The following is a 20,125-nucleotide window of genomic DNA, read 5'->3' on the forward strand; positions in this document are numbered from 1 at the left end:
GGGCGCTGATGGAGCGGAACTACATCAGTGAAAGTTGTGCACGACGCCGATTCCCACACCCGTGGACCACGAACTTGACGGCCCAGGGCGACTCAGTTCACCGCTGCTGCTTGATCTTGTTTGTCAGTTCTGTGACCTGGTTGAACACGGCACGACGTTCGGCCATGAGTTCCCGGATTTTCCGTTCGGCATAGATCACCGTGGTGTGGTCACGCCCGCCCAGAGCCTGACCGATCTTCGGCAGCGACATCTCCGTCAGCTCCCGCAACAGGTACATGGCGATCTGCCGGGCGGTGACGAGATTGCGGCTGCGGGACTTCGACATCAGGTCGTCTACGGTGAAGTTGTAGTACTCGGCCGTGGCGTTGATGATCTGCTCGGCGGTGATCTCCTGGAGGTGGTCATCGGAGATCAGATCCCGCATCACGTGCTCGGCCAGATCCAGGTCCACGTGCTGCTTGTTGAGGTTGGCATAGGCGTTGACTCGAATGAGGGCACCCTCTAGCTCCCGGATATTCGTGGAGATCTTCGAGCCGATGTACTCCAAGACATCATCAGGGCAGGAGAAATTCTCCGCATTGGCTTTTTTCCGCAGAATCGCGATGCGGGTTTCCAGTTCGGGCGGCTGGATGTCGGTGATGAGACCCCACTCGAACCGGGATCGTAGACGTTCTTCGAAACCGGAGAGCTGCTTTGGTGGCAGGTCCGAGGTGATGACTACTTGTTTGTTGTTGTTGTACAGCGTGTTGAAAGTGTGGAAGAACTCTTCGACAGTGCGTTCCTTATCCGCCAGGAACTGGATGTCATCGAGTAGCAGGATGTCTACATTGCGGTAGAGGTGCTTGAAACTGGCCCCCTCGTCATCGCGGATGGAGTTGATGAAGTCATTGGTGAACTCCTCCGAGTTCACGTACCGCACCCGGATCCCGGAGTAGAGCCGTTGGGCGTAGTGGCCGATGGCATGGAGTAAGTGAGTCTTGCCGAGACCGGAGTCACCGTAGATGAACAGCGGGTTGTAGGCCTTAGCGGGGGCTTCAGCGACCGCGTTGGCTGCAGCGTGAGCAAACCGGTTAGAGGACCCGATGACGAACGTGTCGAAGGTATACCGCGGGTTCAACCGAGAGGCCTCAAAGGTCTCACCGCTGTGTGGAACGCCGAAAGAGGTTCTCGGTGCTGCCGGTGCGGGTTCCGGTGACATCACCAGCGGGGTCTCAGCAGACGACGGCGCCGGCTCGGGATGTTCTGCCTGATCGCCGGCAGTTTCCGGGGAGGCTGTAGTGGGTGTGGCCGCCGAATCACCGGAGCGCTGCTGTTTCTTGCCCAGCTCGGGGTCGATGACATAGGCGCAGAGCACTTCTTTGCCGAAGACGGTCCGCAAAGCACCGGAGAGCTGGGACTGCAATGTCGACTGCATCAATTCACGGACCCGCTCATGGGGCACCGCCAATAAAAGGGTGTCTCCGATGAGTTGGTCACTTTGAGGGACGGCGCGCCCGACGTCGGTCAGCTTCAGCCCGGTGATCCCGTGGTTCTCCCGCAGTTCGGTGAGCACCTGCTGCCATTTGGCGGATACGCTGGTCTCCTCGTCCTCCGACACGCTGTGGATCCTCCGGCACTGGGTCTCGACGTCATGGTATTGCCCAGACAGTATTCCACAGGTTGTGAACTTCGCTGTGGGAAAGATGTGGGCGACCACCCAGTGTGACGTAGTTTGCGCGGATCCGCATGTGGAGACACAGCAGCAAATTGACTCAGGACAAAGACGGCGCGTAGTGTTGACAGGTCACCCTGTCGACTTCGCGCGCCTTTGGGCCGCGCGACCAGGGACTGAACCAGACTTTCACATCCATCACTTTGGGAGTACTACAGTGAGCAAGCGGACTTTCCAGCCGAGCAACCGCCGTCGCAGCCGCAAGCACGGCTTCCGTTCCCGGATGCGCACCCGCGCCGGCCGGTCCATCATCTCTGCGCGCCGAAGCAGCGGGCGTAAGAAGCTCTCCGCCTGAGCTGCCAGCACATAACGGCCCGCCACCGGCTTCGGGGCGGGCCGTTTTTGCATCCACAAGGCTGAACTATGCTGCCGCGCGAACATCGGATCACCCGTAAGCGGGACTTCTCTGCCGTGATGAAACGCGGCGCGCGTGCTGGGACAAGCACCGTGGTGGTGAGTGTCCTGCCGGTGGAGGCTGGGCCGGTGCGCTGGCGCTGCGGCTTCATCGTCTCCAAAGCCGTGGGCAATGCCGTGATGCGTCACCGGACCACGCGCAGGCTGCGGCACATCATCGCGGAACTGATGGCCCAGAGGGACGACTTCCCAGGCAACGGTGGAATCGACGTCGTCGTGCGTGCCCTGCCGGCTGCCGCCGCAGCAGAGCACTCCGTGTTAGTGACAGATCTCAGCAGCGGTCTGCGCCGGGCTGTGAAAAAAGCTGCTGGCCGGGAGAAGCACCGCGGACAGCCGAGCCACAAGCACCGTGCCATGGGTGAGCATGATGGGTGAGCACCAGCCACCCCAGATGAGGGAAACCTCCGCCTCAGCCCATGGGTGGCTCCGCCACGCCGACTATTACGTAGCACCGGGGCAAACACCCGGGCAGCCCGGTCCCGCTCCTGGTGAAGAGGAGCTGCGTCGCGGGCACTGGGGATGGCTACGCCAAGCGCCCTCCTACCCCTTCATCCTGTTCATCAAAGCTTGGCGACTGTTGATCTCGCCGCTGTACGGGCAGGTGTGCAGCTTTTACCCCAGTTGCTCGGCCTATGGGCTGGAAGCGGTCACCTCCCACGGGTTGATCCGCGGCAGTCTCTACACTGTGTGGCGGATTCTGCGGTGCAATCCATGGTCCGGTGGAGGTATCGACCACGTGCCTGTTTCGGGCAGGATTTGGCGCGAGGACGCGATCCCCGGGATCATAGAGCAAAACCATCCACCGATGGACGCTGAAGAAGAGACCCTGGAGCCGGACGAGAAGTCAGGTTGATCCCGTACTCTGGGCCTGTTCTGTGCGCGTTCATACACACCGGGCAGCCAACGAGGCACTGCGCTCGGTCTGAGACTCTGAGAGATACATGGCATTTCTAGACGCGATTATGTGGCCCTTCAGCTGGGCTGTGTCCTTCATCCTGAGCGTCGCCCACACTGTGCTGACCTGGCTTGGGCTGGATTACGACTCCGGGTGGACGTGGACCATTTCCATCGTCCTGCTGGTGTTGGTGATCCGTACTCTGTTGATCCCGCTGTTCGTCAAACAGATTAAGTCCCAGCGCGGTATGCAGCTGGTGCAGCCGGAGATGCAGAAGCTGCAGGCCAAATACAAGGGGAAGAAGGACCCCGAATCCCGGCAGAAGATGGTCGCGGAGCAGCAGGCGCTGTTCAAACAGCACGGGGTTAACCCGTTTATGACCTGTCTGCCGCTGTTGGCGCAGATGCCGATCTTCTTCGCCCTGTTCTGGATGCTCAACCGGGCCACCACCCGGGACCCCAGCGTGCCCAATCAGTACCGGGAAGAAGGCTACTTCGCGCTGACCGGCGGGGAGATCGCCAGCCTGGACGACTCCACTATTTTCGGCGTCGGGATGAGCGATGTGTTCTGGCTGGCGGTCCAAGAAGACCCCATTCGCTGGAACGTGGTCTTCTTGGCGGTCATCCTCATCATCGCCATGGTCGGCAGCCAGTTCTTCACCCAAAAGCAGCTGATGGCCAAGAACATGTCCGAAGCGGCCAAGACCGGACAGTTCGCCCAGATGCAGAAGATGATGCTCTACGTCTTCCCCCTGGCCATGGTCATCGGTGGTGTGAACTTCCCCATCGCCCTGGTCATCTACTGGACCGCGACGAACTTCTGGACCCTCGGGCAGCAGTGGTGGGTCATCCGGAACAACCCCACACCCGGGTCCGACGCCGAAAAGGAACTGAATCTGCGGCGTGCGGCGAAGGGTCTGCCCCCCATTGGGGAAGAGCTGCGGAAGTCCAAAGAGCCCGAGCAGCCCAAGCCGACCGGCAAGCATTTAGGACACCAGGCACAGCCGGCCAAAAAACGTAAGAAGAAGAAAAAGAAAAAGGGACAACGATGACCGAACAGACCAATCCGCCCTCTGCTGAGGACGTCGTCGACGAGGGCAACGAGACCGTGGCGCCCGAAGAGGCGCACCTGGTGGAGAACACCGAGGAACTTACCGAAGCAGCCGAAGAAGGCCCCGATGAGGGTGATGTGGCCGCCGATTACCTCGAGGAACTGCTCGACATCGCCGATCTCGACGGTGACCTGGAGATTGAGATTCGGGGGGATCGCACCTTTATCTCCATCCAGGCCGAAGAAGGCAGTGCCGAACTCGATGATCTGGTGGGCCCGAAAGGCGAAGTCCTCGACGCACTCCAGGAACTGACGCGTCTGGCGGTGTTGACGGCCACTGGCAACCGCACCCGCCTGGTCCTGGATATCAACGGCCATCGGGCCCAGCGCCATGACGAGCTGCAGAAGCTGGCTGCCGAGGCCGTCGAAGAGGCTAGGGACACCGGTGAGCCGGTGCACTTGGAGCCGATGAGCGCCTATGAGCGCAAGATCGTCCACGACTACGTAGCCGAGGCCGGACTGGTTTCTGAGTCCGAGGGCGAAGGCAAGCGTCGGCACGTGGTGGTCTCTGCATCGTGACCTCCGTACCGCAGCCGACTGATGCTGAACTCGGCGCCGCCGAGACGCTCTTCGGTGAGCGGCTCGAACACGCTGAGCGCTATGTCACTCACCTGTGCACTACGGGTGTGGAGTACGGCCTGCTCGGTCCCCGGGAAGTACCGCGGATGTGGTCCCGCCATGTGCTCAACTGTGCGGTGTTGGGCCCCGAGCTCGCCGAGGACGCAGAAGTGGCCGACGTCGGTTCCGGCGCTGGTTTGCCGGGCATCGCCGCAGCGCTGGCCGCACCTGGGGCGCACTTCACGCTCATTGAACCCATGGAGCGGCGTGTGGACTGGCTGGCCGAGGTTGTTGGTGATCTCGGGTTGGAGAACATCGATATTATCCGGGCGCGCGCGGAGGAAGTGACCGATGAGGTGATGGCCGATGTCGTCACCGCACGCGCAGTGTCAGCACTGAAGAAGTTAATACCCCTGACGGCGCCTTTGTTGGCTGACGACGGCGAATTGCTCCTCATCAAAGGCCGCAGCGCCGCGGAGGAAGTGGACAACGCGGCCAAAGCGGTCAAGCGATTCAAGCTCCAACAGCCGACCGTGGAACTGCTCGGAGAGGATATCCTCGAGGAACCGACGACTGTGGTGCGCATCCGCCGCCGCTAATGAAGGAGGAGGCTGCTGTGATGCACAGACCTGCTGACGATCCAGCTGCCGGTGCCGTTTCACGTGAAACGCCCGCGACCGAAGATGTTCCCTCCGCCGAGCAGGAGCGCTCCGTACTCGATTCCCTGGATGCCTCACCACTGGCGGCTGAACTCGCCGATGAGAGCAAGCGGCGGCGGAAACTCTCTGAAACCACTTTGGAACCCCCGGAACAGACCCGGGTCATCACGGTGTCCAATCAGAAGGGCGGAGTCGGCAAAACGACGACCACGGTCAACCTCGCCGCGGCCCTAGCTGACCACGGGTTCCACGTGCTCGTCATTGATATCGATCCGCAGGGCAACGCTTCCACAGGTCTGGGCATCCCCCATTCGGCGGAGACGGAGTCTATCTACGATGTGCTCATCGACGACCTCACCTTCGCTGATGTCATCGCCGAGTGTCCCGACGTCGATAACCTCTCGGTCATTCCGGCGACCATTCATCTGGCCGGGGCGGAGATTGAACTGGTCTCGCTTGTGGCACGGGAACAGCGACTCCAACGCGCACTGCAGGAGTATGTCACCCAGCGGGAGCAGCAGGGTCTACCCCGGTTGGATTACGTGTTCATCGATTGCCCACCGAGCCTGGGACTGCTGACAGTCAACGCCTTCGTGGCCGCCGATGAAGTGCTCATCCCCATCCAATGTGAGTACTACGCGCTCGAGGGGCTGAGCCAGCTGCTCAATAATATTCGGATGATCCAGAAGCACCTGAACCCGCCTCTACGTGTTTCCACCATCCTGCTCACCATGTACGACGCACGCACCAACCTCGCTGCGCAGGTTGTCGATGAGGTCAAGGAGCACTTCCCTGAAGAGGTCCTCGATACCAAGATCCCGCGTAGTGTGCGCATTGCTGAGGCCCCCAGCTATCAGCAGAGTGTGATCTCCTACGACCGGTCTTCCACTGGAGCCCTGGCGTATCTTGAGGCAGCTGCGGAATTGGTTCAGCGCGGCTGAGCCTGTTCGCGTTTCACGTGAAACGCAAGGTGATTCTCTGCCGTACCTCAGGCGCTGTCAGGTTGTGGCCGTAAAATGGCGGCAGATGTCGATCCGGTGAAAGTGAGAGGGCATGGCAGAACGTAAACGGCGCGGCCTCGGGCGGGGACTTGGCGCTCTCATCAACACCGACGAAACGACTCCTGAGGCCACCGGAGCGACGGCTCACGCTGTGCCGCCGGTGGAACCGGAGATCGAAGCCGAGCCCGTTTCACGTGAAACGACCACACCCGAACGCCCCATCGATGTCTTCTTCTCAGCCAAGTCTCACCTGGAGACTCAACGCGTTTCACGTGAAACGAACGCGCGGACGGCCCCCCGGACTCGGATGACCACCGCGCGCCGAGCCACCCAGCGAGGCCGGGCAGAGATGCCGGATGTGCTCAACCCCCGGAAGGCACAGGAGGCACCGACTGGGCAGGAATCCGAGGGAGCAAGCTTTCGTGCCATCCCCGTCGAAAGCATCCAGCCGAATCCGCGCCAGCCTCGCCAGGTCTTTGACGAGGAGGAGATGGCCGAGCTGGTGCACTCCATTCGCGAGATCGGCGTGCTCCAGCCCATCGTGGTGCGTCCCTTAGAAGACGATCACTATGAGCTCATTATGGGTGAACGCCGCTGGCGGGCCTCCCAGGCGGCGGGGAAGGAGACCATCCCCGCTGTTATCCGACAGACGCAGGACGAGAACCTGCTTCGGGACGCCCTGTTGGAGAATATTCACCGTTCCCAACTCAATCCCCTCGAAGAAGCCGCGGCTTACCAACAGCTACTGGATGACTTCGACATCAGCCAGGAAGAGCTCTCCCAACGGATTGGACGCTCCCGGCCGCAGATCTCCAATACTCTCCGGTTGATGCGCCTGCCCGCTTCGGCACAGCGCCGTGTGGCTGCCGGTGTGCTCTCCTCGGGCCATGCCCGGGCCTTGCTGAGCTTGGAGAACGAGGAGCAGATGGAAGAGCTGGCCCAGCGGATCGTGGCCGAAGGCCTGTCTGTGCGTGCCGCCGAGGAACAGGCGACCTTGCTGAAGTCAGAGAAGTCGGCCCAGCAGCGGGACGTTTCACGTGAAACGGACCGGCTGCCGACGGCGTCTCGTTATGAGCAGTTGGATGAGTATGCTGAGGCACTCACGGACAAATTGGACACTCAGGTAAAGATCACCTTGGGTGCCAAGAAGGGGCGCATTGCCATTGATTTTGCGGGAGTCGAGGATCTCGAACGCATCCTGCAGGAACTCGGGGCGTACGTTCCGCGCTGAGTGTCCCACCGGTGGGCGTTCGACGAACTGTGAGATGGCGTGGGACGGACCGGGATTAGGCGTTGTCCCGCTGATTGAGATACACCATCACCAGTCCGACCATGAACAAGCCGCCCGCGAGGGACCATAGAAGAACCTGGATAGTGCGTGAGACAGGAAAGTAGGACAGCGCCACACACAGTGGGGCAGCCAGTACCAGCAGTATGGGACCAAGGTTCCCAGTACGCTTGCTCATTCTCACCTCCATGTCATGACGTCGAGTAGCCATCTAGAGGTCATTTAAAACGGGCCCAGTCCCCATGGAGACCGGACCCGTTTCACGTGAAACATGTGATTGTTTACTTCAGAAGGTCGGCGAACTCCTGCTCGAGCGCCGGCTTCGGCTTAGCGCCGATGGAGCTGGCTACGTGCTCACCATCCTTGAAGCCGTAGACGGCGGGGATGGAGGTGATGCCGAACTTCGCGGCTGTGCCTGGGTTCTCGTCGACATTGACCTTGACGACTTCGATCTTGTCCGAGTTCTCCTCAGCAAGTTCCTCAAGCACTGGTGCCAAGGCGCGGCAGGGACCGCACCATTCGGCCCAGAAATCAACGAGGACGGGCTTATCAGCCTTGAGGACGTCCTGCTCGAAGCTGGCGTCAGTGACATTCTTCAGATCTGCCATGAGGTGATCCTTCCGTTGAGGTGGTCCGGTGACAGTGGTCAGGGGAGATTGGCGAGGTATTCTTCGACGTCGAGGGCGGCGACACACCCCGAGCCTGCGGCAGTCACAGCTTGCCGGTAGTGCGGGTCGAGCACATCCCCGGCAGCGAAGACACCGGGCAGGGTCGTCTTCGAGGTCCGGCCTTCGACTTCAACGGTGCCCTCTGCGGTCAGTTCCAGCTGGTCGGCGAAAAGTTCTGTCCGCGGATCGTGACCGATGGCGACGAACAGACCCGTCACATCGAGGGTGGACTCCTCACCGGTGACAGTGTTGCGCAGGGCCAGCTGGTTGACTTTTCCGTCGCCTTCGACCCGAATGACCTCGTGGTTCCACAGGAACTCGATCTTGTCATTGGCCAGAGCGCGGTCCGCCATGATCTTGGAGGCACGCAGTTCGTCACGCCGGTGAATGACGGTGACCTTGGAGGCGAACTTCGTCAGGAACGTTGCCTCTTCCATGGCCGAATCGCCGCCACCGACCACGGCGATGTGCTGTTCGCGGAAGAAGAATCCATCACAGGTGGCACACCAACTCACCCCGTGTCCGGAGAGTTCCTTCTCGCCGGGCACGCCGAGCTCACGATAGGCCGAACCGGTAGCCAGGATGATCGACCGGGCGTGCAGCACTTCACCGGAGCCGGTGGTGATCTCCTTGATGTCGCTGGTCAGCTTCAGTGCAGTGGCGTCCTCGTGGCGGATATCAGCACCGAATCGCCGGGCCTGAGCTTCCATATTCATCATCAGGTCCGGGCCTTGGATGCCTTCGGGGAAACCGGGGAAGTTCTCCACTTCCGTGGTGTTCATCAATTCCCCACCGGCGGTGACAGACCCGGCCAGCACGATCGGATTGAGGTTCGCCCGGGCAGTGTAGATCGCCGCCGTGTAGCCCGCAGGACCGGAGCCGACGATGACGACGTCGTGCACCTGGTCAGGTGTCAGTTCTGTCACGAGTGATGAATCCTTACATGGTCTGAGCGCTGTACCAGTGATACACAACGCTGGGGATTAAGTGCTCATTCCGCAAGCCTGCGACGACGGCGCCGGTCCTAGTCGACAGTGATCTCACCGATGCTCAGCCGGTAGGGCATACCACCAACCGTCGGGGTGTCCTCAGCGGGCAATTCGGTGATGCTGACCACCACGTAGGACCCTTCGACGCCATCGCCACTGACAGCGGCCTCGGCGGAAGAGAAATCCCCGGTGCCGAGCTGCTCGCCGCCGAGGCTGCCGTCGTCGTTGACATACACCTCGAAGGAACCACCCGAGTAGCCACCCTGTGTGACAACTGTCACTTCACTGACGTCGGTGGGTTCAGCCAGTTCGACCACGAACTCCACGGAGTCGGTGAAACCACCGAAGGCGGCGTTGTTATACGAATAGGTCTGCCACGTGGTGTCGGTATCGCCGTCGGCGAGGTTCTCAGCACTTCCGGAGGAGGTCACATCGGCCCCGGCGTCCAGGCTGATGGATGCCACCTCGGCAGCGGGCAGGTCCTCCTCGGGCTCTTCTTCCTCGGTGGCCTCCTCGGTGGCCTCGCCGGTCTCCTCGGTGTCAGGATCCTCCCCGCCGGTGGTCTCCTCCTCAGCCGGAGGCTGCTGTTCGGTCTCCTCGGGTACCTCAGCGGCCTCATCCGCTCCACCGCGTAGGGAGAAGAAGACGATGAGCGCGGCCAGCAGCACCAGAACACCCAGGACCGCCGGCGCCAGCCAGCGCAGCCAGACGGGGCGCTGGTCATCCTCGTAGGCGCTGCGCCCGTAGGGGTCTGCGTACTCATCAAAGCCGGGGTCCTCCGACCCGCCGTCGTCGAAGCTGCCGGCTGCGGATGCCGAGTCTGCACTGGGGAAACTGCTGCGATCCCGGGCGGGCACTGCAGTGATGAGTCCGGTGAAGCTGCTGCGGTCGGCTTGCTGCTGTTCAGCAGTGCCAGAGGCCGGTTCCTCGACGACGTCGGCAGGTCGGGTCACCGGGTGTGCGGGCTCCTCCGTACCCACCGGGACATCGGCGACATCATAGGCCGGATCCGGGTACTGCGGCGGATCGTCGATGACCTCCTCGCCTTCGACGGTGGTCTCATCCGTAGGCGTCGAAACGTGCTCAGAGGGGGTGTAACCCACGGTGGCGATCGCCGTAGAGGGCGCATGCTCCACGTGTTCTCCGGGCTCGTGGGTGGCATCGGGATCTTCATCCGCAGTCGCATCCTCTGTGTGGGCTGTCTGCTGCTCGGACGCGGTGTGCTCCTCCGGCGCTGGCGGCAGGTGCTCATCGAGCACGTCACTACCCAGCCGGTCTCCACTGGCGACTTCACCGGCCACAGGCGCTGGTGGTCCGGCTGCGAATGCGGCTTCCAGGGTCTCGTCCTGTTGGTCGGCAGCAGGATCGGCCTCAACAACATCGAGGTCAGAGGCCAGCCCCAAACCGGCATCGAACTGCTTGAGTCCGGCGTCGTCGTCCTGAAGCCGATGCGGAATGACTTTGTCCAGGAACGCCGGGCGCTTAGACCACGGCAGGCTCCGCGAGCGGGAGGATTCCTCGTGTAGACGAGCGTAGTATTCGGCGTCGTCCTCATACGTCTGCGGTTCCATTTGCCGGGACTGACCGAAGATCTCAGAACCTAGGGAGTCGGTGTAATACGGCTCCACATAGGGGGCGGCATCGGGGACCACGAGATCGAGCAGCTGGTTGGGGTCCACCAGTGTGGAGATCAGGTAGGTTCGTTCATCAGCCAAACCGAGGTCGAGCACCTCCACCAGCGAATCCCGAGCACCGGTGGCCAGTTCTTTGGCGCTGGTAGCCACCTGTTTGGCATTGGCCCGCGAGGCCAGCAGCACGGAGACGTCCCGGTCCAGCACCTCGTCCACCGCCTGGAAGACGACGTCTTGATCCGCGGAGGTCACCACGTGGTGGGTGATGCGGTATCGGCCCCCCACCACGTCTCCGACGCCGAACGGCTGCGCCACAGATCCTCCTGAGGTCTAAAGAATGAGAGTCAGCACTCCAGCGTACCGCCGCCTGGGCTGATCTGCGCGCTGTGCACCGCCTCAGGCGCGCTGGAACCGTTGCAGGGCGGGGACCCGGCGGGCCAGCGGTTCCAGGAACTCGTCGAACTCCCGGACCCGCATCACGCGCAGCGCTACCACGTAGACCCCGGCCATCACGATCCCGGTGGCGGCACAGCTGAGTATGGTAGTGGGCAGTGAACTCCACGCGAAACCCCAGGTGTAGCCGCCCAGCAGTGCCAGAACCCCCGCCCCGGAGGCCCCGGCAGCCAGTGCGGCGAACCCGGCCCGGGTATAGGCCCCCAGCACATCGGTGAAACCGAAGCTGCCCCATCGGCGCACCACAAGCACATGCCAGAAGACGTACTGGAGAACGTTGATCGCCCCGAACAGCCCGATGATGAAATACGGCAGATGCTCATTGGCCAGCAGCGCCGCCCCGGTGTAGGCGATCGCCAGGCTCAGCGCGGAGCAGATGGAGTACACCACCATGGGGGTGCGGGCATCCTCAGCGGCGTAGAAGGTGCGCATCAGGTAGAAGTTCGCTGAGCGGAACGGCAGGGCCACGGCGTAGAGCACCAGCAACTGGCCGATGGCAGCCCCGGCCAGGTGTGCATCGGCCGCGGTGCCGCCGAAGAGCCGGCCCAGGGGCCCAGCCAGGACGATCATCGCCACCGCGGAGAACATGATGGGGATCGCGAAGATCCGCAAACCCCGGTTGACCAGCCCCATGGCGTCGTCGTACTGCTTCAGGTCCATCGCCCGGGAGAGCTGATTGAACAACACAGTGGCGATCGTCAGTACGAACACCGAATGCGGTAGCAGCACAATGAGCTCAGCAATATTCGCAGCGGTCTCCCCGGGGACGGCAGCACCGCCGGTTTCCATCTGTTCACGGGAGGCGGTGGCACCGGAGATCAACCGCATATGCAGCAGGTTGGAGATATTGCCCACCGCCATGGCTCCCAGGGTCCAGGCAGCAATCTTGCCGGTTTGCCCCAGGCCCATACCCCGGAAACCGAACTTAGGTCGCAGCCCGATGCCCAGTTTGGACAGTGGCCACAGCAGCAACAGCGCCTGGGCGATCACCCCCAGGGTGTGGCCCCCGGCCAGCCAGATGGTCTGAGTGGTGGTCCACTCGGCGGCCTGGTTGTCCTCGGCACTGTAGGCACCGAAGCTGACGATGTAGGTGAGGATGAACCCGATGGCGATGATGTTGTTCAGCACCGGGGCCCACATGTACCAGCCGAATTTCGCGTTCGCGTTGAGGATCTGTCCGACTACCGCGTAGAGCCCGTAGAAGAAGATCTGCGGCAGGGTCCACATCGCGAAGGCGGTACCTAGGGCCAGCATCGGTTCGGTCCAGTCCAAGGTCAGCGCACTGATGATCGGGTAGGCCGCGGCAGTGATGAGCACGGTGGCCACACCCATGACAATGACCGCCAAGGTCAGCAGACGCGAGGTGTAATCCGCTCCGCGGTCGGGCTGTTTGGCGGCCTTGATGAGCTGAGGCACCAGCACCACATTGAACATCCCACCCAGCAGCAGCACATAAATGACATTGGGAACACTGTTGGCCTTTTCGAAGACATCGGCCATCAGGGTGGTTGAGCCGATGGCGATCGCCAGCAGGAAGGCCCGCAGGAACCCCAGCCCCCGGGAGACCAGCGTGCCGGCGGCCATGAGCGCACTGGCTGCAGCCATTCCCTGCTTGGGCAGATGCGAGGCAGCAGCCTCCTGGGGCTCAGCTGGCGGGGAGTCAGTCTCCTCTTCCGGCTCAGGGGCGCGCCAGGCACCAGTGTGCCGCGGACGGTAGGGGGACGATGCGGGGCTCATCAGTGGCTGACTATAGCCGGATCAGCTGCATCAGACCGAGTCCTGGATGACCTGCTTGGCCACCGCGACAATACGCCGCTCATTGGGGAAGGACAGCCGGCGTTCGAGTTCCTCGAGGTTCACCCAGGCGACATCAACCGCCTCATGGTCCGGGTCATTCTCCGTGGTGAGCTCCCCACCGACTGCCTCCATGAGGAAGTGGTGGACGGTCTTGTGGACCCGGTGAGTCGGCACTGTGAACCAGTACTCGATGCTGCCCAGACTGGTGAGGATGGAGCCGTCAATGCCGGTCTCCTCGGCTACTTCACGCACCGCGGCTTCCTGGTAGGTCTCGCTGCCCTCGGGGTGTCCCTTCGGCAGGCACCATTCGAGCCGTCCGCCGCGGTTGTACCGGGCGATGATTGCGACGTCGAAGCCGCGGGCGGCCGGGCGGATCACCACCCCCCCGGCACTGACTTCTTCCACAGTGGGCAGGTGACCGTTGAGGCGCGGTTGTGGCACAGCAGTGCTGCGGCGCTGCCCCATGGACACCGTCAGTGGCGTCCGCGCCTCATCTGCTGCACCTGCCTTGTCCATGATTCCTACTTTAACGGTGCCGATGTAAACGCCGGATCTCACCGCTGTGGGACACTGTGGTCGCTATGGTTGATCTTCCCCAGGGCTTCCCCGATGGAGCGTGGCTTCCCGACGTCGTCGTCGAATGCGGCGAACGCTTTGCCGCCGCCGGATACGACCTCTCCCTAGTGGGCGGACCGGTGCGGGACCTGTTTCTGGGCCGCACCTCCGGCGATTTGGACTTCACCACCGATGCCACCCCCGATGAGATCCTCCAGGTGATCCGCGGCTGGGCGGACGCCACCTGGGAGATCGGACGGGATTTCGGCACCATCGGGTTGCGCAAGGCCGACTACCAGCTCGAGATCACCACCTACCGGGCTGAGGCCTATGATCCCGCCTCCCGGAAACCACAGGTGCGCTTCGGCACCAGTTTGGACGATGACCTCATCCGGCGGGATTTCACCGTTAACGCCATGGCTCTACGGTTGCCGTCGATGGAGCTGGTCGACCCCCACGGCGGGGTCCGCGACCTCGTCGCCAAGCGGCTGCGCACCCCCGCCACCCCCCAGGAGAGCTTCTCCGATGACCCGTTACGGATGATGCGGGCAGCCCGTTTCGCCTCCCAGCTGGGGCTCGGTGTGGCCGAAGAGGTCCGGGAGGCGATCATCCACATGGCAGGCCGGATCGAGATCGTCTCCGCTGAACGGGTCCGGGAGGAACTGGTCAAGCTCATCACCGGTGCCCACCCACGCCACGGTGTGGATCTGATGGTGGAGACCGGCCTGGCCGATATTGTGCTGCCGGAGATCCCAGCGTTGAAGCTCACCGATGATGAGCACCACCGGCACAAGGACGTCTACCAGCACTCCCTGCAGGTGTTGGAACAGGCCACAGCCCTGGAGACCGATGAAGACGGTCCGGTGCCGCGCCCGGACTTCATCCTGCGCTTCGCCGCATTGATGCATGACATCGGCAAACCGAAGACCCGGCGGTTCGAACCCGGTGGTGGAGTGAGCTTCCGCCACCACGACGTCGTCGGCGCGAAGATGACCCGCAAACGCATGCGGGCGCTGAAGTTCGACAAGGAGACCATCCGTGCGGTGAGCCACCTGGTGGAACTGCACATGCGGTTCTACGGCTACGGTGAACAGGACTGGACCGACTCCGCGGTGCGCCGCTACGTCACCGACGCCGGGGACCAACTGGAACGACTGCACCGGCTGACCCGCTCCGATGTCACCACCCGGAACAAGAAGAAAGCCGCCCGCCTGGCCCGGGCCTATGACGACCTCGAACAGCGCATCGCTGAGCTGCGCGAGAAAGAGGAACTGGCCAAGATCCGTCCGCACCTCAACGGTGAACAGATCATGGACACCCTGGGCATCGGTCCCGGCCCGCAGGTGGGCAAGGCCTACCGATTCCTTCTTGACCACCGGATGGAACACGGGCCCATGGGTGAGGACGAAGCCCGCGTGCTGCTGAAGCGCTGGGCAGCCGACAACCTCTAGGAAACACCGCGCAGGTGCCGGGTTTTATGTGCGGAGCTTCCCGGTGCCGGCGGACGAGGTGCCGGTGGATGAGGTGTCGGCGGTTCGAGTGCCGGTGGGTGGGGTGTTCGTGGAGGGGACGCTGCCGGCTTCACCGGTGCCCTCGGGAGGCAGACTAGTGCGGGGATCAGTGGCGCGGACGACGTCGTGCTCGGGTCGGTAGATATCCCGTACCACGATCGCGCAGATGTAGCCGGTGGCGGCCATATGCCCAATCGCCGCGGCGACGTAGAGGTTCGGATCGAAGCTGTGCTGAGGCTGGTAGTCGCCGACGATATCGGCCAAATGCATCCAGATGGCCCAGAAGTGCAGCACCTGGAAGGCGTGCCAGATCACCACATCCCGCACTCGCGGCACCGCGAGGGCGATCAGTGGCACCAGCCAGATCATGAACTGCGGGGAATACACCTTGTTGAACACCATGAAGGCCGCGACGATCAGCAGCAGCAGCTGAACCATCCGTGGGGGTACCGGTGCGCTGAGACCCACTGCGAAGACCCCCACACAGGCCGCAGCGAAGAGCAGAAAACTCCACAGGGAGACCGTCTCCGCGCTGGGGCCGGTCTCACCGAGGGTCATCCACACGTGCCAGATCGAGGAATACCCGGCCCCCCGCTCGGCGGAGAATTCGAAGAACCGGGCCCAGGACTCAAAGCTGATGAGCATCACCGGCACGTTGATGACACCCCAGGTGAGCACCATGGAGCCGGTGAACCAGCCCAGAGCGGGGAGGTCGACGTCGTCGTCGGTCCCCTCAGTATCCCCGCGGAGGTAGTGACGGGCCGCCAGAGTGACCAGAGCCCCCAGCATGAACAGCGGGTAGAGCTTGAAGGAGACGCCGACGCCGATCATCACCCCGGCCAGCCCCCACCGCCGTCGCTGGGCGAAGAGCACCGCCAGGGCCAAGGCCGCGGCCGGGAAGATATCCCAGTTGATGCCGATGCCGAAAATGATCGCTGGGGAGACCGCCACGATGACCGCATCCCAGGGTCGATGCCGGGCGGCCTTCATGGTCGCCAGCACCAGGATCATCCACGCCAGGGCGGCCAGAAGGAAGGTCAGATCCCAGTAGAGCAGCCCGGTGCGCTCCCCCCAATACCCGCCGGTGAGCGTATCCAGCGCATGAGTCACCGCCGCGACGAGCGAGGCGAAGACCATGGTCAAGGCCGGGTATTCGAAGGTGTGGTGCTGCTCGCTGAACGGTGCCCAGGGGGTCTGGGCGAAGTCCCGGGTCCCCCACAGGGCGGCGACATCGGAGTAACAGCCGTAGTGGTAGACCCCCACCCCGCCCCAACCGTTGAGCCGGCAGTACTGAGAGGACAGCACAGACAGGACAATCGCCACTGTGGTCAACAGCATGAGGATCCGGGGGATGGTCCACCAACTGCTCCCACGGCGCCCGGTGGAATCCGGTGCGCGCAGATGCTCCCCGGCCGGGCCACCCCAGCGGTCCGCCAGGTGCCGTACCAGTGGGTCGGTAGTGGACAGCGGAACCACCGCGGGGGGCTCGGGGGAAGGGCGCCGGGTCATCACCTCAACCTTAATGGGCGGGGGCAGAGTCATCCGTGAGGATGACGGCGATGATGTCAGGGTGTCCGTAGGCTAACGGGTATGGAACACCACCAGCAGCCCGGAACCCACGACGCCGCCGGCCACCCTGCTTCCGATCCCCGTACCGGGGCGGGTACGTCACCACAGCCGGGACACCCCGGGTGGGGGCAGCAGCCTCCCCAGGCACCGGAGGCGAGCGCGACTCCGCGTCGACTCGACGCCGTGGATGCTCTGCGTGCCTTGGCGCTGCTGGGGATCATCAGCGTCAACGTGTGGTTCTTCACCTCCCCGGAGGCCATCCTCGGGGAGATGACCAACCCGCCGGAGAGTAGCGCAGACCAGCTGGTGCGGTTTGCCTCCACGGCGATCTTCGAAGGCAAGTCCTATGTGGTGTTCAGTTTCCTCTTCGGGCTGAGCTTTGTGCTCGCCTGGGCCAGTGCCCACCGGCAAGGGGCCGACGTCAAACGCCGGGCTAAACGACGCTCGGTGGGGCTGATCGTGCTCGGTGTGCTGCACGGGTTCTTCCTCTTCATGGGTGACATTCTGCTGGCCTACGGTCTGCTGGGCCTGCTGCTGTTCGCCATGCGGAACACCCGCACCAAGACGGCGCTGATCGTCGCCGGGGTCTTCTACGCGGTGGGGGCCACGCTCTTTGTGGGGCTCGGGGCACTTTCGGCAGTATTTGACGCCATCACGGTGGAAGGTGACGCCGATATCAAGTTCACCCTGGTGGATCCTGCCCTGCTGCAAGAGTGGTACTCCGGCGGGGTGCTCTCCTACTTTGGGTTCCAGGCGATCGCTTACCCGCTGGCGGCCATCAATATCATCTTCGGGCAGGGCATTCTCGCCTTCGCCTGCCTGCTGGTGGGACTGGTGGTCGGCCGAGAGCGGATCATTGAACGGACCATGGCCGGGGAGTTCAGCACCGCCCGGCTGCTCAGTATTGGGCTGCCCTGTCTGCTGGCCGGTGGCGCGGTGAGCCTCATCGGTGCCTGGTTGGCCTGGGGGCCACCGGGTTCGGCCTTCGACGTCGGCGTGGGCACCCATATGTTGGGACAGACCCTGGCAGTGGCGGCCGGGCCCTTCCAGGCCGCCGGCTACGTCATCTTGTTGCTGCTGGCCTTCCGCTCCGGGGCCTTCGACCTGGTGCTGCGTGTGCTGGCCCCGGCGGGGCGGATGTCCCTGTCGAACTACTTGGGCCAGTCCCTGGTGTTGGCGCTGCTGTTCTCCGGGCTCGGGTTTGGGTTGGCCGGGGAGCTCAACGCCGGCTTGGTCGGGCTGATCGTCGTGCTCATCTGGTTGGGGCAGATCATCTTCTCCCACCTGTGGCTGGCACGGTTCAAGCGCGGACCGGTGGAGATCCCCTTCCGCGCATGGACGTATAAGGCCTAACACTTTTCGGCGCGGGGCGGCCTCGGGATGAGTCAGTCGCGATGCGTCTCATCGGCAAGATCCGCCCTGGGGCGGATGTGCTCCACCCAGGGGCGGACCTAGCGTAAGGAAGTGAGCAAGCCGGTGATCCGGCCACCAAGCACGCTAGTGACGTGAACGGGAAGCGAGCGAACGATGATAACCGCGGAGAACCTACGCAAGACGTACGGCTCGACCACCGCCGTGGACGGGATCAGCTTCCAGCTGGCCCCCGGTCAGGTGACCGGCTTCCTTGGTCCCAACGGGTCGGGGAAATCCACCACCATGCGCATGGCGGTGGGCCTCGACCGCCCCACCTCCGGGTCGATCACCATTGACGGCCGACCCTTCGCCGCCCACGCGGCCCCGTTGCGCACTGTCGGTGCGGTCTTAGACGCTGGGGCCACCCACCCCGGCCGTACCGGCCGGCAGCATCTGAGCACACTGGCGGCCACCCACGGCATCGAAAAACGCCGGGTCGACCACGTCATCGAGCTCACTGGCCTAGGACCAGCGGCTGGCAAACGGATCAAGTCCTACTCCCTGGGGATGAATCAGCGCCTGGGGATCGCCGCTGCGCTGCTGGGGGACCCCGCGGTGCTCATCTTCGATGAACCCGTCAACGGATTGGACCCGGAAGGGGTCCGATGGGTCCGCGGATTGGCCCGGGAGATGGCCGCCGAAGGGCGCACCGTCTTTGTCTCCTCCCACCTGATGAGCGAGATGTCCCAAACCGCCGACCACCTCATCGTGCTCGGCCGGGGTCGCATCCTGGCGGATCAACCCATTAAATCGTTCATCGCCGACGGCGCCGAACAGCGGGTACTGGTCCGCACCGAACAGGCCACTGACCTGATGAATGCGCTCAGCGCCCGGGGTGTGACCCTCACCCATGTGGACGCCGAAACCTTTGAGGCGACCGGCGTGGACCCCCGCACCATTGGCCGGCGCGCCCTGGAAGCCGGCGTCGTCGTCCACGAACTCACCCCGCTGCAGTCCTCGCTGGAGGAGTCCTATATGCGGCTCACCGGCGAACACGTCGAATTCCGCTCCGGGGGCCGTAGCCCCGCCACCACAGGAGGTCAGGCATGAATCCGAACATTGCCACCGGGGTGCAGCGGCGCCCGCACGTCTTTGAGGTCGACCCCACACTGCCGGGGGTGAGCTTCCTCGGGGTGCTGCGCAGTGAGCTGACCAAACTGCTGACCCTGCGTACCACGTTCTGGCTGTGCAGCATCAGCCTGGGGATCAGTCTGCTGGCCGGCCTAGCCGTGGGGGTCACCGCCGGCACCTTGGACAACGTGCTCGGGGATGAGTCCACCATCATCGCCCAGGCGGCCGTCTCCGGAATGTACTTTGTGATGATCCTGCTGGGAGCACTGGGGGTGATTGCCTTCACCACTGAATTCACCACCGGGGCCATCCGCTCCACCTTGACCGCAGTACCCCGGCGCGGGGTGCTCTACACCGCCAAACTCCTGGCCCTGATCCTGATCACCGGTGCGGTCACCGCGGTCATCCTGGTGTTGACCCACCTGCTCACCGCGGTACTGACCGAACACCTGCCCCTGCTGTCTGTGGTGACCAATTCAGAGGTGGCGATGCTGTATCTGAGCACCTGGGTCACGGTGCTGACCACCGCGGTTCTTGGTTTTGGGCTCGGGCTGCTGTTGCGCAGCTCCGCCGGCGGGATTGTGGTGCTGACGGTGCTGCTGTTCGTGGTGGACTTCGCCCTAGCGCTGCTGTTCGGCTTCACCCAGGCCGACTGGGTGGAGACAGTCAACCAGTTCCAGTACAACTACTTCGTCGGTGAGTTCACCCGCGTGGATGAGTCACTGCGGAACCTGGCCCCACCGCTGGCGCTGCTGGGGCTGATCGGCTGGGCGGCGGTGCCGAACATCGCCGGCCTGGTCACCTTCATCAAACGCGACGCGTGATGTGTGGC

The 20,125-nt window shown here is 63.2% G+C and carries 20 protein-coding genes; 12 read left to right on the plus strand and 8 right to left on the minus strand.

What is annotated here, in order from left to right; genetic code table 11:
- Positions 1-97: 97 nt before the first annotated feature.
- Positions 98-1,597 (minus strand): chromosomal replication initiator protein DnaA, encoded by a 1,500-nt coding sequence (dnaA, locus tag H578_RS0105525; protein WP_022872696.1) that lies wholly within the window; start codon positions 1,595-1,597, stop codon positions 98-100.
- Between the two features lie 271 nt (positions 1,598-1,868).
- Here dnaA and rpmH point away from each other — a divergent pair, with 271 nt between their 5' ends.
- The 8 genes from rpmH to H578_RS0105560 all read left to right on the plus strand — a co-directional run bounded on the left by rpmH (position 1,869) and on the right by H578_RS0105560 (position 7,579).
- The gene (gene rpmH, locus H578_RS15895) at positions 1,869-2,006 is read left to right on the plus strand and encodes a 50S ribosomal protein L34 (protein ID WP_084709957.1); all 138 of its coding nucleotides are present in this window, start codon (positions 1,869-1,871) and stop codon (positions 2,004-2,006) included.
- A 68-nt stretch (positions 2,007-2,074) separates the two neighbouring features.
- The gene (gene rnpA, locus H578_RS13560; protein ID WP_022872697.1) at positions 2,075-2,500 is read left to right on the plus strand and encodes a ribonuclease P protein component; all 426 of its coding nucleotides are present in this window, start codon (positions 2,075-2,077) and stop codon (positions 2,498-2,500) included.
- Positions 2,501-2,516: 16 nt separating this feature from the next.
- Positions 2,517-2,978, plus strand: coding sequence for a membrane protein insertion efficiency factor YidD (gene yidD, locus H578_RS13565; protein ID WP_084709985.1), 462 nt, complete (start codon positions 2,517-2,519; stop codon positions 2,976-2,978).
- Between the two features lie 88 nt (positions 2,979-3,066).
- A complete protein-coding gene (gene yidC / locus H578_RS13570) occupies positions 3,067-4,071 on the plus strand; it encodes a membrane protein insertase YidC (RefSeq protein ID WP_022872699.1) in 1,005 nt (334 codons plus the stop codon).
- On the plus strand, positions 4,068-4,649 hold the full coding sequence (locus H578_RS0105545) for a Jag family protein (protein WP_022872700.1): 582 nt from the start codon (positions 4,068-4,070) through the stop codon (positions 4,647-4,649). The genes yidC and H578_RS0105545 overlap by 4 nt, the downstream gene beginning before the upstream one ends.
- A complete protein-coding gene (gene rsmG / locus H578_RS0105550; RefSeq protein ID WP_028463977.1) occupies positions 4,643-5,287 on the plus strand; it encodes a 16S rRNA (guanine(527)-N(7))-methyltransferase RsmG in 645 nt (214 codons plus the stop codon). The genes H578_RS0105545 and rsmG overlap by 7 nt, the downstream gene beginning before the upstream one ends.
- A gap of 20 nt (positions 5,288-5,307) precedes the next feature.
- Positions 5,308-6,288, plus strand: coding sequence for a ParA family protein (locus H578_RS0105555; protein ID WP_084709987.1), 981 nt, complete (start codon positions 5,308-5,310; stop codon positions 6,286-6,288).
- 112 nt (positions 6,289-6,400) lie between these two features.
- Complete coding sequence (locus H578_RS0105560; RefSeq protein ID WP_022872703.1) at positions 6,401-7,579, plus strand: ParB/RepB/Spo0J family partition protein; 1,179 nt, start codon at positions 6,401-6,403, stop codon at positions 7,577-7,579.
- A 55-nt stretch (positions 7,580-7,634) separates the two neighbouring features.
- Here H578_RS0105560 and H578_RS0105565 read toward each other — a convergent pair whose 3' ends face one another.
- The 6 genes from H578_RS0105565 to H578_RS0105590 form a co-directional block, all read right to left on the minus strand.
- Complete coding sequence (locus H578_RS0105565; RefSeq protein ID WP_022872704.1) at positions 7,635-7,814, minus strand: hypothetical protein; 180 nt, start codon at positions 7,812-7,814, stop codon at positions 7,635-7,637.
- 103 nt (positions 7,815-7,917) lie between these two features.
- Positions 7,918-8,244: a thioredoxin gene (trxA, locus tag H578_RS0105570; RefSeq protein WP_022872705.1), complete on the minus strand. Its 327-nt coding sequence runs from the start codon at positions 8,242-8,244 to the stop codon at positions 7,918-7,920.
- Positions 8,245-8,282: 38 nt separating this feature from the next.
- A complete protein-coding gene (gene trxB / locus H578_RS0105575) occupies positions 8,283-9,230 on the minus strand; it encodes a thioredoxin-disulfide reductase (protein WP_022872706.1) in 948 nt (315 codons plus the stop codon).
- Positions 9,231-9,328: 98 nt separating this feature from the next.
- Positions 9,329-11,239 (minus strand): discoidin domain-containing protein, encoded by a 1,911-nt coding sequence (locus H578_RS0105580; RefSeq protein ID WP_022872707.1) that lies wholly within the window; start codon positions 11,237-11,239, stop codon positions 9,329-9,331.
- A gap of 81 nt (positions 11,240-11,320) precedes the next feature.
- Positions 11,321-13,114 carry a murein biosynthesis integral membrane protein MurJ gene (gene murJ / locus H578_RS0105585; protein WP_028463979.1) on the minus strand — a complete coding sequence of 598 codons (1,794 nt, stop codon included), beginning with the start codon at positions 13,112-13,114 and terminating at the stop codon, positions 11,321-11,323.
- A gap of 30 nt (positions 13,115-13,144) precedes the next feature.
- Positions 13,145-13,639 carry an NUDIX hydrolase gene (locus tag H578_RS0105590; protein ID WP_022872709.1) on the minus strand — a complete coding sequence of 165 codons (495 nt, stop codon included), beginning with the start codon at positions 13,637-13,639 and terminating at the stop codon, positions 13,145-13,147.
- Positions 13,640-13,755: 116 nt separating this feature from the next.
- On the opposite strand from H578_RS0105590, the gene H578_RS0105595 reads away from it, so the two are divergent.
- Positions 13,756-15,180 carry a CCA tRNA nucleotidyltransferase gene (locus H578_RS0105595; RefSeq protein ID WP_022872710.1) on the plus strand — a complete coding sequence of 475 codons (1,425 nt, stop codon included), beginning with the start codon at positions 13,756-13,758 and terminating at the stop codon, positions 15,178-15,180.
- A gap of 24 nt (positions 15,181-15,204) precedes the next feature.
- On the opposite strand, the gene H578_RS13575 is transcribed toward H578_RS0105595, so the two are convergent.
- The gene (locus H578_RS13575) at positions 15,205-16,749 is read right to left on the minus strand and encodes a glycosyltransferase family 87 protein (RefSeq protein WP_022872711.1); all 1,545 of its coding nucleotides are present in this window, start codon (positions 16,747-16,749) and stop codon (positions 15,205-15,207) included.
- An 81-nt stretch (positions 16,750-16,830) separates the two neighbouring features.
- Here H578_RS13575 and H578_RS13580 point away from each other — a divergent pair, with 81 nt between their 5' ends.
- The 3 genes from H578_RS13580 (at position 16,831) to H578_RS0105615 (ending at position 20,117) form a co-directional block, all read left to right on the plus strand.
- The gene (locus H578_RS13580; protein ID WP_022872712.1) at positions 16,831-18,162 is read left to right on the plus strand and encodes a DUF418 domain-containing protein; all 1,332 of its coding nucleotides are present in this window, start codon (positions 16,831-16,833) and stop codon (positions 18,160-18,162) included.
- A gap of 174 nt (positions 18,163-18,336) precedes the next feature.
- Complete coding sequence (locus H578_RS0105610; RefSeq protein ID WP_022872713.1) at positions 18,337-19,272, plus strand: ABC transporter ATP-binding protein; 936 nt, start codon at positions 18,337-18,339, stop codon at positions 19,270-19,272.
- On the plus strand, positions 19,269-20,117 hold the full coding sequence (locus H578_RS0105615) for an ABC transporter permease (RefSeq protein ID WP_022872714.1): 849 nt from the start codon (positions 19,269-19,271) through the stop codon (positions 20,115-20,117). The genes H578_RS0105610 and H578_RS0105615 overlap by 4 nt, the downstream gene beginning before the upstream one ends.
- Positions 20,118-20,125: the final 8 nt, after the last annotated feature.

Source organism: Nesterenkonia alba DSM 19423 (genome assembly GCF_000421745.1).
GTDB classification, from domain to species: Bacteria; Actinomycetota; Actinomycetes; order Actinomycetales; family Micrococcaceae; genus Nesterenkonia; species Nesterenkonia alba.